Annotated in this window: 15 protein-coding genes; 3 read left to right on the forward strand and 12 right to left on the reverse strand. The window is 62.7% G+C overall.

Going from position 1 to position 14,743, the window contains the following annotated elements; translation table 11 throughout:
- Nucleotides 1-16 precede the first annotated feature (16 nt).
- Nucleotides 17-985 carry an ABC transporter substrate-binding protein gene (locus BLW50_RS27655; RefSeq protein ID WP_170850386.1) on the forward strand — a complete coding sequence of 323 codons (969 nt, stop codon included), beginning with the start codon at nucleotides 17-19 and terminating at the stop codon, nucleotides 983-985.
- A gap of 78 nt (nucleotides 986-1,063) precedes the next feature.
- Here the strand turns inward: BLW50_RS27655 and radC are convergent, their stop codons facing one another.
- A complete protein-coding gene (gene radC, locus BLW50_RS27660) occupies nucleotides 1,064-1,759 on the reverse strand; it encodes a RadC family protein (RefSeq protein WP_090708385.1) in 696 nt (231 codons plus the stop codon).
- Nucleotides 1,756-2,589, reverse strand: a complete 834-nt coding sequence (gene map, locus BLW50_RS27665) for a type I methionyl aminopeptidase (RefSeq protein ID WP_090709838.1) — start codon at nucleotides 2,587-2,589, stop codon at nucleotides 1,756-1,758. The genes radC and map overlap by 4 nt, the downstream gene beginning before the upstream one ends.
- Nucleotides 2,590-2,748: 159 nt before the next feature.
- Between map and BLW50_RS27670 the strand changes: the two genes are divergently transcribed.
- Nucleotides 2,749-3,600, forward strand: a complete 852-nt coding sequence (locus BLW50_RS27670) for an FkbM family methyltransferase (RefSeq protein ID WP_090709840.1) — start codon at nucleotides 2,749-2,751, stop codon at nucleotides 3,598-3,600.
- Here the strand turns inward: BLW50_RS27670 and BLW50_RS31175 are convergent.
- The 8 genes from BLW50_RS31175 to BLW50_RS27710 all read right to left on the reverse strand — a co-directional run bounded on the left by BLW50_RS31175 (nucleotide 3,597) and on the right by BLW50_RS27710 (nucleotide 9,747).
- Nucleotides 3,597-4,217 carry a nucleotidyltransferase family protein gene (locus tag BLW50_RS31175; protein WP_090708387.1) on the reverse strand — a complete coding sequence of 207 codons (621 nt, stop codon included), beginning with the start codon at nucleotides 4,215-4,217 and terminating at the stop codon, nucleotides 3,597-3,599. The two genes, BLW50_RS27670 and BLW50_RS31175, sit on opposite strands and share 4 nt — an antisense overlap.
- 83 nt (nucleotides 4,218-4,300) lie before the next feature.
- Nucleotides 4,301-5,320: a molybdopterin-binding protein gene (locus BLW50_RS31180; protein ID WP_090708389.1), complete on the reverse strand. Its 1,020-nt coding sequence runs from the start codon at nucleotides 5,318-5,320 to the stop codon at nucleotides 4,301-4,303.
- Nucleotides 5,317-6,048, reverse strand: a complete 732-nt coding sequence (locus tag BLW50_RS27685) for an XdhC family protein (protein ID WP_090708391.1) — start codon at nucleotides 6,046-6,048, stop codon at nucleotides 5,317-5,319. The genes BLW50_RS31180 and BLW50_RS27685 overlap by 4 nt, the downstream gene beginning before the upstream one ends.
- Entirely contained in the window at nucleotides 6,048-6,371 is a 324-nt protein-coding gene (locus BLW50_RS27690) for an XdhC family protein (RefSeq protein WP_090709842.1), read from the reverse strand. Before BLW50_RS27690 ends, BLW50_RS27685 begins: the two co-directional genes overlap by 1 nt.
- Nucleotides 6,372-6,569: 198 nt before the next feature.
- The gene (locus tag BLW50_RS27695) at nucleotides 6,570-7,217 is read right to left on the reverse strand and encodes a class II aldolase/adducin family protein (protein ID WP_090708393.1); all 648 of its coding nucleotides are present in this window, start codon (nucleotides 7,215-7,217) and stop codon (nucleotides 6,570-6,572) included.
- Nucleotides 7,214-8,308 (reverse strand): S-methyl-5-thioribose-1-phosphate isomerase, encoded by a 1,095-nt coding sequence (gene mtnA, locus BLW50_RS27700; RefSeq protein ID WP_090708395.1) that lies wholly within the window; start codon nucleotides 8,306-8,308, stop codon nucleotides 7,214-7,216. Before mtnA ends, BLW50_RS27695 begins: the two co-directional genes overlap by 4 nt.
- Nucleotides 8,308-8,853 carry an adenine phosphoribosyltransferase gene (locus BLW50_RS27705; protein WP_090708397.1) on the reverse strand — a complete coding sequence of 182 codons (546 nt, stop codon included), beginning with the start codon at nucleotides 8,851-8,853 and terminating at the stop codon, nucleotides 8,308-8,310. The genes mtnA and BLW50_RS27705 overlap by 1 nt, the downstream gene beginning before the upstream one ends.
- A gap of 18 nt (nucleotides 8,854-8,871) precedes the next feature.
- The gene (locus tag BLW50_RS27710) at nucleotides 8,872-9,747 is read right to left on the reverse strand and encodes an S-methyl-5'-thioadenosine phosphorylase (protein WP_090708399.1); all 876 of its coding nucleotides are present in this window, start codon (nucleotides 9,745-9,747) and stop codon (nucleotides 8,872-8,874) included.
- 212 nt (nucleotides 9,748-9,959) lie between these two features.
- Between BLW50_RS27710 and msrP the strand changes: the two genes are divergently transcribed.
- The gene (msrP, locus tag BLW50_RS27715; protein WP_090708401.1) at nucleotides 9,960-10,916 is read left to right on the forward strand and encodes a protein-methionine-sulfoxide reductase catalytic subunit MsrP; all 957 of its coding nucleotides are present in this window, start codon (nucleotides 9,960-9,962) and stop codon (nucleotides 10,914-10,916) included.
- A gap of 203 nt (nucleotides 10,917-11,119) precedes the next feature.
- Here msrP and prfA read toward each other — a convergent pair whose 3' ends face one another.
- A complete protein-coding gene (gene prfA, locus BLW50_RS27720; RefSeq protein WP_090708403.1) occupies nucleotides 11,120-12,193 on the reverse strand; it encodes a peptide chain release factor 1 in 1,074 nt (357 codons plus the stop codon).
- A gap of 82 nt (nucleotides 12,194-12,275) precedes the next feature.
- Complete coding sequence (ptsP, locus tag BLW50_RS27725; protein WP_244544420.1) at nucleotides 12,276-14,546, reverse strand: phosphoenolpyruvate--protein phosphotransferase; 2,271 nt, start codon at nucleotides 14,544-14,546, stop codon at nucleotides 12,276-12,278.
- Nucleotides 14,547-14,743 lie beyond the last annotated feature (197 nt).

The raw sequence follows: 14,743 nt of genomic DNA on the forward strand, positions 1-14,743 counted from the left end.
ATCGGGAGACAGCTCCATGAGAGCATTGCGAATTGGCGCGATGGCGGCGGTTTTGGCTTTGGCAGCGCCTGTGCAAAGCCACGCTCTTGAAAAGATCAATTTTCTTATCGCTGCGCCTTTAGCCCTGCCGGCATTCGGTCCGCTGATCATGGCGGAGGAAAACGGCTACTACAAAGACGCCGGATACGAAGTGGAATTCCATACCGCACGGGGCGGACTCGATATCGCCAAGCAAGTGGGGGTTGGAAACGCTGAATTCGGATTATCGCTGGGAGATGCGCCGATCGTCGTTCGTGGCAATGGAATTCCAATTAAGGTTGTGGCCACACTTGGTGGCGGTGCGCTCGGAGTTTTCGTCGCGCGTAAAGATCGCAACATCGAGAAAATCGAAGACCTACGGGGTAAAAAAATATCCGTAATGTCATTCCAGGAAGCGAATTTCTATGCCGCCTTGGGGGCTTTGGAAAAGGTTGGTATCAGAAAAGATGATGCCAATATTCAGGCCGTTGGACCTGCTGGCGTGGTGGGTTTGGTGATCGCGGGTGCGGTTGACGCCTGCATTTGCACGCCGGATTGGGAGGTCGCGGTACAAGACGGTGTCGCCCAGACAGTCTCAATTCCTCTCAAGGATCATACAGCGACTACGGCGCAGGCTATTGTTGCATCAGACGAGATGATTGCGAAGAAACCCGACATGGTTCGAGCGATTGTTCAAGCCACGTTGAAGGGCATGAAGTTCATTATGGACAACCCGCAAGCGGCAACAAAAATCTATATCCGCAAGGTCCCCTCTTTTGAAGGGAGGGATGATGTGGTTCTCCGCATGTTCAAAAATTTTATTGAGCGCGCCTACAAAGGACAGCAGGTTGTCGGTGAAACCGACCCGAAGCTTCTGAAGCAGATACAGAAGAGCTACATGGATCTTGGCCTGGTCAATATGGAAGCGCCCGTGGAGACATTTTATTCAAACGCATTTGTAAAGTGACGAGAGTCTGTTGGCGCGCGCGGGTATCTTTGTCGTGGCGCGGCCTTGCCGCAAGGTCCCAGCGTTGAGGTGATTGTGTCAGATGAGCTTCAGCGCGCGCAGGCTGGCATGACCATCGCGGCCGATGATGATGTGGTCGTGCAGGGCGATGCCGAGCGATTGGGCGATGTTTTGGATGTCGCGCGTCACCGTAATGTCGGCTTGCGAGGGCGCGGGATCGCCTGAAGGATGGTTGTGGACCAAAATAATTGCCGTGGCGGCGAGCTCCAGCGCCCGGCGCATCACTTCCCTGGGATAGACCGGTGTGTGGTCGACCGTGCCGGTGCCATGCACCTCGTCGGCGATCAGGCCGTTGCGTTTGTCGAGAAAGAGGATGCGGAATTGCTCGCGGTCGGCGAAGGCCATGGCGGCGCGGCAATAGTCGAGCACATCCTTGCCGGAGGCGAGCACGCGTTTCTGCTTCACCTCGCCCAGCGCCAGGCGCCGGCCGGCGGCTTCGACGATTTTCAGATCGGTCGCGGTGCTGTCGCCAACGCCGGAGATTTCGAGGAGACGTTCGCGCCGGGCGCCGAGCACTTCGGCGAAAGAGCCGAAGCGGGCGATCAGCGCTTTGGCGAGCGGCTTCACATCACGCTGCGGGATCGAGCGCATGAGGATGAGTTCGAGCAGTTCGTAGTCGGGCAGAACTTGATTGGATTGCCCTTGATCGCCGCCCTCGATGAAACGGGCGCGCAGGCGCTCGCGATGGCCTTTGTAATGCGGCTCTTCGCTCACGCCGCCGGCAGGATATAGGGCGGCTGGGTAAAGCCGGCGGGCGAGTTGGTGAAGATTTCGACGCCGGTCGCCGTCACGCCGACGCTGTGCTCGAACTGCGCCGACAGCGAGCGGTCGCGTGTCACCGCCGTCCAGCCGTCGGAGAGGATTTTCACCTGCGGCCGGCCGAGATTGATCATCGGCTCGACGGTGAACAGCATGCCTTCGCGCAACACGATGCCTTCGCCGCGCCGGCCGTAATGCAGGATGTTCGGCTCGTCGTGAAAGAGCTGACCGAGGCCGTGGCCGCAGAAATCGCGCACCACCGAGCAGCGCTCGCCTTCGGCGAATTCCTGGATGGCGGCGCCGATGTCGCCGGTGGTGGCGCCGGGGCGAATGACGGCGATGCCGCGCATCATCGATTCATAGGTGACTTCGATCAGGCGTTGGGCGCGGCGGTTGACCTCGCCGACGCAATACATGCGGCTGGAATCGCCGTGCCAGCCATCGACGATCAAGGTCGCGTCGATGTTGACGATGTCGCCGTTGCGCAGCGGCTTGGAATCGGGAATGCCGTGGCAGACCACATGGTTGATCGAGGTGCACAGGGACTTGCGATAGCCGCGGTAGCCCAGGGTCGCCGGATAGGCGTTGTGATCCATGGCGAACTCGAACATCAGGCGGTCGAGTTTGTCGGTGGGGGTGCCCGGTTCGACGTGGGCGCTCAGCATGTCGAGGGCGGCGGCGGCCAATTGGCCGGCCTTGCGCATGGCGGCAAAGGCTTCCGGCCCGTGCAGCTTGATTTGTCCGGTTTTTCGGGTGGGCGCGCGGGCCGCGTCGACGAAGGTCATGGCTTCCAGTATTTTCGCAGTGTTTTCGAGCGAGACGAGAGATTTAAGCAATTTGGCCGGCGGCGCAAGGGTGTGCGGGACGGGTGGCAACAGGGCAGATTGCCCCATGGCAGCGGGGTGGTGGTCCTTCCGGCTGGCTTTTGGCCGGATCCGCGTGCTATGGCCGCGCCCATGAAGCCTTATCCTAACGACACTGGGCCGTTCGGCGCCTATGCGCCCGGCGCATTGGTGGCCAGCATTATTGCCCGCACCCGTCGGGCCTCCCTGAGCTGGGCCGGCCGGCGCGGCGCCTATGCCCTGCGCAAGCTTGGCCTGCGCCTTCTGGCGGGCCGCCCGGTCGATACCGAAGCGCTTGGCGCCCGTATGCGGCTCTATCCCTACAATAACGTTTGCGAAAAGCGCATCCTGTTCACGCCGCAATATTTCGACGAGCCGGAGCGGGCGCTGTTGGCAGCGGCTATGAAGCCAGGGTTCATCTTCATCGACATCGGCGCCAATATCGGCGGCTATACCCTGTTCGTCGCGGCGACGGCGGGGCGCGATGCGCGCATCCTGGCGATCGAGCCGCAGCCGGAGATTTTCGAGCGTCTCGTCTACAATATCCGCCAGAACGAATTCGCCTCGGTGAAGGCGCTCGATTGCGCGGTGTCGGATAAGGATGCCGAGATCACTCTGTTCCTGCCGACGCACAATCGCGGCGAGACCTCGATGCGGATCGTCAATTCCGATGCCAGCGGCCAGCAGTTGCGGGTGATGGGGCGCACGCTGTTGGGCCTGGTTCAGGACGAGGGCTATAACCATATCGACGCGATCAAGCTCGACGTCGAAGGCGCGGAAGACCTGATCCTGGAGACGTTCTATCGCACGGCGCCGAAGGCGTTGTGGCCGAAGCTTGTGCTGATGGAATATTCCAACGGCCGCTGGGCGATCGACCTGCCGCGCATCATGCGCACCAACGGCTATCGGGAAACGCTGCGCACCAAGTCGAACGTCGCCTGGGTGCTGGATTAGCTTTTGGCCGTCCGTAGAGCAGCGAGGGCGTCGGGCGTATCGACGTCGGTGGCGATGGCTTCGTTGTCCATCGTTACATAGATGATGCGCTCGTTCTTGGCGGCGGCGTCCAGGATCGGCCGGGCGCCTTGGTCGCCTTTCAATTGCATGATCGCAGGAAACAGCGCCTGGGCGAGCAGCACCGGATTGCCGCGCGTGCCGTTATAGACCGGGACGATCGCGTCGGCATCGGGATGGCTGATGAAGATCTCGATCAGCCGGTTGATGATGGCCGCCGACACTTTCGGCATATCGGCGAGAAGGACGATGGCGCCCTGGCTGTTGACCGGCAGGCGGCCGATGCCGCGTTTCAGCGAGGAGGCGAGGCCGGTCTCGTATTCGGGATTGTTGACGAGATTGACATCGGCGTCGGCAAGAGCCGCTTCGACCGCCTCATGGGCATAGCCGGTGACGACCACGATCGGCGCGCAGCGCGAACACAAGGCTTCGTCGATGACATGGCGGACCAACGGCCGGCCGTCGAGATCGGCCAGCACTTTGGAGACGGTATTGGCATCTTGCGCCCGGTAGCGGGTGCCAAGGCCAGCGGCGAGAATGACGGCAGCGATATGAGCCATGGGAGAGGGGGTCTTTGTTTTGACGCGTCTTCATAAGTTCGGCGTCGCCGAACACTGAAACGCCGAACCTGAAACGCTATGTATCAGTCCGACGGCGGGATGGCACGTGGCTGGCCGCGCTGGACGATTTCCATGAGCAGGCCGCCCGCACCCATGCGGCGGATGTCGCGGGCCTTCACGTCCAGGCCGGCGAGCAGGCGTTGCAGCACCCAGTCGAAACCATTCTCCTTGGGCGAGCGGGCGCAACCTGGCGCGCCGAGCACGGGCTTGCGTTTGCCGTTGTCGTCGATATCGCCGACGAGCAGCAGATTGCCGGGATCGACCGGCATGCCGAGTTGTTCGATGCGGCCGCCGGCCGCTTCCAACGCTGCCGGAATGACGTCGCGCCGGTCGGTGATGGCCGAGGCGCCGAAGACGACGATGATATCGCTCTCGTGCTTGACCTCGTCGATCGCCGCCGCCAGCGGTGCCGGCTCATGCGGCACCCGCAGGTCGGCCACGAGGGTGGCGCCGGCAGGCGCAACGCGCTCCTGCATGACACGCAGGGTCTTGGCGACGGTCGCTGGCTTCAGGCCAGGCAGAATCGTCGAGACGACGCCGATCCGCATCGGCCGATAGGCGGCGACGCGCACTGGCGCTTCCTCGGCCGCTGTGATGGCTTTCAACAGCAGGGTTTCTGGCACGGCGAAGGGAATGATCTTCACGGTGCCGATCATTTCGCCCTGCACCACGGCCCGCCACGGCTCCAGCGTCGCGACGGTGATGGATTCGTCGATATCATTGATGCTGTCGATGGCGGCTGTGTCGATCATCAACACGCCGGCCTTGTCGGCGAATAGATTGGAGCGGCCGGTGAACGGTTTTTCGACGGTGACGTGATCGCCGGCCACGGTCTTGGCCAGGCGCAGGGCGGCATCGTCTTCGCCGACGTCGCCGGTTTCAGCCTGGGCGACAACGATATCGGACACACCGGCGGCCTTGAGTGCGTCGATCTGGGCGGCGCCGATGGTTTCGCCCTTCTTGAGGACGAGGCCATCCATGCGCACCGCATGGGCAACGATGCCGCCCAGGGCTTTATCGACCGGGATGGCACCAAATTTCACGCCGAGGCTCCGATCGCCGCGCCCGCCCGCTTATCCGTTTCTGTACGGAGCGGTTTCTTGCGCAAGGACAGGATGATCTCGGCCAGAACCGAGACAGCGATTTCAGCCGGGCTGACCGCGCCGATATCCATGCCGATGGGGGCGCGGATGCGGGCGATCTGTTCTTCGGTGAAGCCTTTGGCCTGCAAGCGTTCGACGCGGCGCGCATGGGTTTTGCGCGAGCCGAGCGCGCCGACATAGAAGCAGTCGGCCGAGAGCGCCAGTTCCAAGGCCGGATCGTCGATCTTCGGATCGTGGGTGAAGCAGGCAAGGCCGCTATAGCGATCGAGCTTCAGGCCGGGCAGGACATCCTGCGGCCATTCAGCCAGCAGCTTCACGTCGGCGAAGCGCTCGGGCGTGGCGAAGGCGGTGCGCGGATCAATGACGGTCATGTCGAACCCAGCGACACGGGCGAGCGGCGCCAGCGCTTGCGAGGCATGTACGGCGCCGATGACGAAGAGCCGCACCGGCGGCACCTGCACGGTGAGGAAATAGTCCTTGCCGTTCACTTCCACCGTGCCGCTCTTGCCGGAGCGCAGCGCTGCGTCCAGCACATAGGCAAGGCTGTCAGTGGCGATGTCGGCGCCTTTCACAAGGCGCTGCGTGCCATCGGCGGCATCGGTGACGAGAATGCAGGCCCGACGCGCGGCGCGTTCAACATTCATGGCGGAAAGAAGCGCGAGGTCCATTAGTCCACCTTTTCCACATAGACCTTGATGCGGCCGCCACAGGACAGGCCAACGCGCCAGGCGGTCTCGTCGGCGACGCCGAACTCAAGCGTGCGGGACTTGCCGTCGCCGATCACGTCGAGCGCCTCGGTCACCACTTCGCCCTCGACGCAGCCGCCGGAGACGGAGCCGAGAAACAGCCCGTCCTCGTCGATGACGAGATGGCTGCCGACGGGGCGCGGGGCGGAGCCCCAGGTTTGGGTGACGGTGGCGATGGCGACGCCTTTTCCGGCCTTCCGCCATTCCTCGGCTTTGGCGAGAATGTCTTCATCGGTTGCGAGCATGGTGATCCTCACATGTCGGTCGGCGAGCGCGGCCTTGGGGCCGCTATATACCCAAGTATATAGCGTGGCGATGGAAAAATTTCCACCCAGGCCATAGCGTTTCACAGCTCGGCGGAAAGGCCGAGCGCCATGAAGACGCGTCGAAACAGAGGTTATAAGCAAAATCGCGTTTCCGTCGAAACGCGATTTGCGCCAAGTCTAGCCCTTGCGGCCATAAGCGGCGAATTGCGCGAGAACTTTCTTCATCTCGGCCTTGTCCAGGATAACAGGTTTCAGGCCGGCCGCGAGCAGATCGAGATATTCGCCGCTGAGATTTTCAACTTCCTTGGCGACGGTGAGAGCGGCCTCGAGCGTCGTGCCGAGGGCGATGACGCCGTGGTTCGACAACAGGGTCGCTTTGCGGTCTTTCAGGGCGCGAACCGCATGATCGGAGAGGGCTTGCGTGCCGAAGGTCGCATAGGGCGCGCAGCGGATGTCGTGGCCGCCGGCGATGGCGATCATATAGTGAAAAGCCGGCAGGCCGCGCCGGGCGCAGGACAAGGCCGTGGCGCGCGGCGAATGGGTGTGAACGATGGCGTTCACCTCCGGCCGGGCGCGATAGATGGCGGCGTGAAAGCGCCATTCGGACGAGGGCGGTTGTTTGCCTGCTAAAACCTTGCCATCCAGATCGAGCAAGACCAGATCGGCGGGCTTGGTCTGGGCATAGGGCAGGGCCGAGGGCGTGATCAAAAGGCCGTGAGGCGCGCGCGCCGAGACATTGCCGGATTTCGATGGCGCGAAGCCGAGATGATCCATCTCCTGCGCGATGCGGATGATGTCGCGGCGAAGGGACGTATCCGTCGTCATACGCGCTCGGCCTGGGGGTAGAGCGCGGCGAGCCCCGCTGCTGTCGCCGGCGTCACACCACGCTCGGTGATCAATGCGGTGACGAGGCGGGCGGGTGTGACGTCGAAGGCGGGGTTCGCGGCATTCGATCCGGGCGCGACAATGCGGATGGTGCGCCGCGTGCCGTCGGCATCGATGCCGGTCATGTCCGTGACTTCGCCGGCGGCGCGTTCCTCAATGGGGATTTCGTTGATGCCGTCACCAAGCGACCAGTCGATGGTCGAGAATGGCAGCGCCACATAGAAGGGCACGTGATTGTCGAAGGCAGCGAGGGCCTTGAGATAGGTGCCGATCTTGTTGGCGACATCGCCCTGCGCGGTCGTGCGGTCGGAGCCGACGATACACAGATCGACCTCGCCGTGCTGCATGAGATGGCCACCGGCATTGTCGGCGATGACGGTATGTTTGATCCCGTGGGCGCCCAGCTCATAGGCGGTCAGGGACGCGCCCTGGTTGCGCGGGCGGGTTTCATCGACCCAGACATGCACATCGATGCCAGAATCGTGAGCGAGATAGATCGGCGCCAGCGCCGTGCCGTAGTCGACGCAGGCGAGCCAGCCGGCATTGCAATGGGTGAGAATGTTGAGGGTGGCGCCATCTTTGCGTGCCGCTGCTTGACGCAACAAGGGCAGGCCTTGTTCGCCGATGGCGCGGCAGGTGGTGGCATCCTCGTCGCACAGATTGATGGCTTCAATGCGGGCGCTTGCGGCGCGTTGTTCTGGTGGGAGCGGCAGCAGCACGCTCTGCATGCGGCGCAGCGCCCAATGCAGGTTCACCGCCGTCGGCCGTGTCGCGCCCAGCGAAGCGAGGGCATAGGCCAGCGCCGCGTCGGAGGGATCGTCGCGCATGGCAAGGGCAACGCCCCAGGCGGCGGTGGCGCCGATCAGCGGCGCGCCGCGCACGATCATGTCCTTGATTGCACGCGCCGCGTCGGCGGAGGTTTTGAGCGTGAGGGTTTCCAAGGCGAACGGCAGTTTCGTCTGGTCGATGACGACGACATTTCGCCGTTCGTCTTCCCAAATGGTGCGATAGTGCCGGCCGCCGATCTGCATCAGTGACCGTCGAAAGTCATCAAGGTGCGCACGGGCACGCCAAGCGCCCGGATCTTTTTGGCACCACCGAGATCCGGCAGGTCGATGACGAAGCAGGCGGCGACCACATCGGCGCCGATGGATTTCATCAGTTTCACCGCGGCTTCCGCCGTGCCGCCGGTGGCGATGAGATCGTCGATGATGATGACGCGCTCGCCAGCGTGGATGGCGTCGCTGTGCACTTCCATTTCATCGACGCCATATTCGAGCGAATAGGCGATGGAGGCGGTCTTGTGCGGCAGCTTGCCCTTCTTGCGGATCGGCACGAAGCCGGCCGACAATTGATGCGCCACGGCGCCGCCGAGGATGAAACCGCGCGCCTCGATGCCGGCCACTTTGTCGATCTTGGTGCCAGCCACGGGCTGCACCAATTCATCGACGGCGCGGCGGAAGGCCCTGGCATCGCCGAGCAGAGTGGTGATGTCGCGGAACTGAACTCCAGGCTTGGGATAATCCGGAATAGTGCGGATCGCCTGTTTCAGATCGTTCGAATAAGGTTCGTTCATCGAGGTTCCAGTTGCGGTTTAGGCGGCAGTCGTGCGCGCCAGGATGATTTTCAGTTTGTCGAGTAGAGCGGGATCGCGCGCCGAGGGCGCGGTGATCAGGGCCGCGTCCAGCGCCCGGTCGGAGCCGATCGGGCAGGGTTCGTGTTCGGCCGGGAAATCGCGCAACACACGCGCCAGAAGTTTCGCGGCCTTGCCGGCGTTTTCATGGACGGTTTTGATCACCGAGGCGACATCGACCGCATCGTGTTCAGGATGCCAGCAATCATAATCAGTCACCATCGCTATGGTGGCGTAGGAGAGTTCCGCTTCGCGCGCCAGTTTTGCTTCGGGCATCGCGGTCATGCCGATGACGTCGTAATTTTGCGCCTTATAGGACAGGGATTCCGCATAGGAGGAGAATTGCGGCCCCTCCATGCAGACATAAGTGCCGCCCTTGATGACCGGCACGTCTTCTGCCTGCGCCGCCTGGAGTATGCGTTCGCGCAAGAGTGGCGCGACTGGGTGGGCCATGGAGACATGGGCGACGCAGCCATTGCCGAAGAAGGTCGAGGCGCGGCCATGGGTGCGATCGACGAATTGATCGACGAGGACGAACAGGCCTGGCACCAGTTCCGGCTTGAACGAGCCGCAGGCGGAGACGGAAATGACATCGGTCACGCCGACCTGTTTGAGCGCATGGATATTGGCGCGATAATTGATGCCCGAGGGGGACAGCACATGGCCACGCCCATGACGCGGCAGGAAGACCGCTTCCGTCGCGCCGATCCGGCCGAAACGCAGCGCGTCCGACGGGTCGCCGAACGGGGTCGTCAGCCTTTCCTCGCGCAGGTTTTCAAGACCTGGCAGGTCATAAATGCCCGATCCGCCGATAATGCCAACAATCGCTTTGGTCATGGGTTCCGCCTCGTCCGCCGAGTTATCCCGTCAATCGCGCTCGAATCAAGCGCTATGGGCCACCGAAGAAGCCAGCGATGACAGCCTCGTGACACCAGCTTCGGCTTCGTGATTTGCCGTGAACGGCGCTGGGTCTTAGATTCCGGGCCGGAAAACGGGCCTATTCGCGCATCCAAGCAGGCATTGCGCGCAAAAGCCCATCGGAGGCCGTTATGAACGTCATTCACCGTCGCGGGTGGGAGATTCCCGAACGTGAGGCGACGCCGGAACATTTGTTTTTCGATCGCCGTAATCTGTTGAAGGCCGGGCTGACCATCGGCGCGGGGTCGATGCTGCCGAATGTGGCCGCTGCGCAAGCTGAGAATCCATCGGCGGCGTTGTTTCCCGCCAAGCGCAACGAGACCTATACGCTCGATCGGCCGCTGACGCCGGAAGACACCGCGGCGCGCTACAATAATTTCTATGAATTCGGCCAGGTGAAGAACATCTATCAGGCGGCGCAGCGTCTGGAGACGCGGCCGTGGCTGATCAAGGTCGACGGCCTGGTCGAAAAGCCCTTCGAGATCGGCATTGACGATTTGATGGCGAAGATGGGGCTTGAGGAACGGCTCTATCGTCTGCGTTGTGTCGAGGCCTGGTCGATGGCCATTCCCTGGACCGGTTTTCCGATGAAGAAACTGGTCGAGCTGGCGAAGCCGCAATCGGGCGTGAAATATATTCGCATGGAAACCTTCCTCGATCCGAAGGTGGCGCCGGGACAACGGCAGGTCTGGTATCCTTGGCCCTATGTCGAGGGCGTGACCATGGCGGAAGCGATGAACGAGCTGACGTTCGTGGTGACGGGCGCTTATGGCAAGCCGCTGGCGAAACAGCATGGCGCGCCGATCCGTTTGCATTCACCGTGGAAATTTGGCTTCAAGGGCGTCAAGTCGATCAAGCGCATCAGCTTCACCAATGAGCGACCGAAGAGCTATTGGGAAGCCTTGCAGGCGTCTGAATATGGCTTCTGGGCCAATGTGAATCCGGAAGTGGCGCACCCCCGCTGGAGTCAGGCGACCGAGGAAGTGCTCGGCACTGGCAATCGCGTGCCGACTCTGAAGTGGAACGGCTACGGCGACTATGTCGCCGACATGTACAAGGGGCTGGAGGGCGAGAAGCTCTATATGTGAGCGATCAGGTTCGCCATCTTGGTGTCATCCCAGACGCGCGCAGCGCGATCCGGGAACCAGGGGCGACAGTTGAAGGCTCTGTTAGGTTTGCCCTTCTGACGCATCAATCAGCAGCAGTGGGCCTTTGACTCCTGGATCCCGGATCACTTGCTGCGCACGTGTCCGGGATGGCACCAAGCTGTCGGGTATGGCTCGGAAGCCGCTTACTTCTCACTTTCCGCCAAAAGATCCGCCTGATGCTGGGTGATCAACGGATCGATCACTTCGTCGAGCGCTTCGCCGGTGATGATCTTGTCGAGCTTGTAGAGCGTCAGGTTGATGCGGTGGTCGGTGACGCGACCCTGCGGGAAATTATAGGTGCGGATACGCTCGGAACGGTCGCCCGAGCCGACCTGCGATTTGCGATCGGCGGCGCGGGCGTTGTCGAGTTTCTGGCGCTGCTCGTCGTAGATGCGGGAGCGCAACAGCGCCATGGCGCGGGCGCGGTTCTTATGTTGCGAACGTTCCTCCTGCACGAAGACGATCGTGCCGGTGGGAATGTGGGTGATGCGCACGGCGGAATCGGTCTTGTTGACGTGCTGGCCGCCAGCGCCCTGGGCGCGCATCGTGTCGACCTTGAGATCGGCTTCGTTGATATCAATGTCGACCTCCTGCGCTTCCGGCAGAACGGCGACGGTAGCGGCCGAGGTGTGAATGCGTCCCTGGGTTTCCGTGTCGGGCACGCGCTGCACGCGATGGACACCGGATTCGAACTTGAGCTTTGCGAAGACGCCGCGCCCTTCCACCTGGGCGACGATTTCCTTGAAGCCGCCGGCCGTGCCTTCGCTGGTGGAGAGAACTTCCATCTTCCAGCCATGCAGTTCGGCGTAGCGCTGATACATGCGAAACAGGTCGCCCGCGAAGAGGGCGGCTTCATCGCCGCCGGTGCCGGCGCGCACTTCCAGGATGGCGCCGTGCTCGTCGGCGGCGTCCTTGGGTAACAGCGCCAGGCGCAAGGCCTGTTCAATCTGCTCGAGCCGGGCTTGCGCGTCGCGCTTCTCCTCCTCGGCAAGGGCGCGCATTTCGCCGTCGATGGCGGGATCGGCCAGCATGGCTTCGACGCCGGCGATGTCCGACTGGGCCGTGCGCCAATTGTCGACGGCGGTGGCAACCGGATCGAGCTCGGCCAGTTCGCGCGACAGCGCGACGAATTCCGCGCCGGTGGCGCCGCCGGCAAGGCGTGCGGAAATCTCCTGGTGGCGGCGGGCAATGAGATTGAGTTTGTCGGCGGGCAGCATGGAAAAACCTGAAGGCTGAGAAAAGAGAAAAGCCTGGGTTCACAACCTAGGCGCGAGACTGGGACGAGCGGAAGTAGCGTCGCTACAGCGGCACGCCTTTGGCCTCGGCGAAGGCGATCAGGTCGGGGCGCAGGGAGGTCTGGCCGGTGCGCCGATCGAGCAAGTCGCCGATGAATTCGGTGATCTCGCCGGCATTGAGCCCAAGCAGCATGGCTTTCACTGGGCCGATGCTCGCCGGCGACATGGAAAGCGAGCGATAGCCGATGCCGATGAGGGCCATGGCTTCGAGCGGCTTGCCGCCGATTTCGCCGCAGAGCGTGAGCGACTTGCCGGCCAGATTGGCGCGATCGGCGATGCGCTTGAGGGCGCGCAGCGCCGGCGGGCTCATGGGATCGTAGCGCGATGACACGCGCTTGTTGTCGCGATCGGCGGCGTAAAGATATTGCATCAGGTCGTTCGAGCCGACCGAGAGGAAGTCGGCGCGCTGCAGCAATTCATCGAGCTGCCAGAGCAGCGACGGCACTTCGATCATGACGCCGAGTTTGAGATCGGACGGCATGATATGGCCATGGCGGCGCAGATGGTCGATCTCGCGATAGACGCAGGCGCGCGCCGCATCGAACTCCTCGACCGAGGCGACCATGGGAAACATGATGCGCAATTGCCGGCCGGCGCCAGCCCGCAAAAGGGCGCGCAATTGCAGGCGCAACAGGCCGGGGCGATCGAGGCCAATGCGGATGGCGCGCCAACCCAGCGCCGGATTCTCTTCCTCGAAGGTCTTCATATACGGCAGAATTTTATCGCCGCCGATGTCGAGGGTGCGGAAGGTGACGAACCCATCCTGCACCTGTTGCATCACCGCGTTGTAGAGCGCGTATTGCTTTTCCTGGCGCGGAAACTGCGGCGCCAGCATGAATTGCAGTTCGGTGCGGAACAGGCCGATGGAGGCGACGCCGGCTTCCGCCATCAGCGGCAGATCGACCAACAGGCCGGCGTTCATATGCAGGCCGATGTCGACACCGTCCTGGGTTTTCGAGGGTGTGTCGCGCAAGGCGCGATACTGTTCCTGGCGGCGGGCACGCAGCCGCGCCTTTTCGCTATAGGCCAGTTCGACGTCGTGCTGCGGACGTAGCTGCACTTCGCCGACACTGCCATCGACGATGATGGCGTCGCCTTGTTCGACCAGGCTAGTGATATTGGCGACATCGCCGATGGTCGGAATGCCGAGCGCGCGGGCGACGATGGCGACATGGCTCGACGAGCCCGCATCTTCGAGCACGAGGCCGCGCAGACGCTTGCGATCATAGTCGAGCAAAGCAGCCGGTCCCATGCTGCGGGCAACGAGAATGGCGTTGTCGGGTAGGTTTTCGGGTGCGGTGACGAGTTCCTGCCCGGTGAGCTGATGCAGCAGCCGGTTGGCCAGTTCATCAAGGTCGTGCAGGCGCTCGCGCAGATAGGGATCGGCCTGGCGTTGCAAGCGGGCGCGCGCTTCGTTCTGCACGCGCTCGACAGCGGCCTCGGCGGTGATGCCGCCGCGCACCGCTTCGCGCAGGCGACGCAGCCAGCCGCGATCGTTGGCGACCATGCGGAAGGTTTCAAGCACTTCGCGATGTTCGCCGCCGCCCATGCCGTCGTTTTCGAGCAGTTCGTCGAGGTTGGCGCGCATCGCCTCGATGGCGGTGTTGAGGCGTTCTTCCTCGCGCTGCGTGTCCTCGGCGATGATCTGGGTAACGATGACGCGCGGCTCATGCAAAACCACATGGCCAAGGCCGACGCCTTCGGAAATCGCCGTGCCGCGCAACGCCATGGGGCGGCGATTGCCGATGTCGATGCCGGGACGGACGATCGACTGTAATTCACCCGACGCGATCATCTCGGCCAGCAGCATCGAGATGGTTTCTAGAACCTCGATCTCTTCTTCCGAATAGGTGCGCCGCGCGCGGTTCTGGACGACGAGAACGCCAAGCGTGTTGCCGCCGCGCAGGATCGGCACGCCGACGAAGGACTGGTAAATTTCTTCGCCCGTTTCCGGCTTATAAGAGAAGGCCGGATGAGCCTGGGCGTCGGTCAAGGACAGCGGTTCAGCGCGCTGGGCGATCAAGCCGACGAGACCTTCGCCAATGCGCAGGGTGGTCAGATGGACGGCTTCGCGGTTCAGACCTTCGGTGGCGAAGAGTTCGAGCCGGCCGTCGTCGCGAAGCACATAGACCGAGCAGACTTCGGCCACCATGTTGGAGGCGATCTGAACGACGATCTTGTCGAGGCGCGCCTGTGCCGTCACCGGCTCCGCCATGACCTCGCGAAGCCGGCGCAGCAGAAGGCGGGGCCCGCCAATCGCGCCGCGCGTCGTCATACGGTTAACGCCCTCACATGCGGCCCAAAATCGGCCAAATCCCGCCAATCTCTCGAAAATCGTCGACGGTGCATCGATTCACCGTCCAGATAGGAGGACTGCCCGGCCCGTATAGCATGCAAGAGCCGTGCGGCAAGTCGTCGACCAAGCGCGGATTGCCGCCGGTGAACCCGACAATTGAACCATTTTTAGTCTTT

Origin of the sequence: Beijerinckia sp. 28-YEA-48 (genome assembly GCF_900104955.1) — a bacterium.
GTDB lineage: Bacteria > Pseudomonadota > Alphaproteobacteria > Rhizobiales > Beijerinckiaceae > Terripilifer.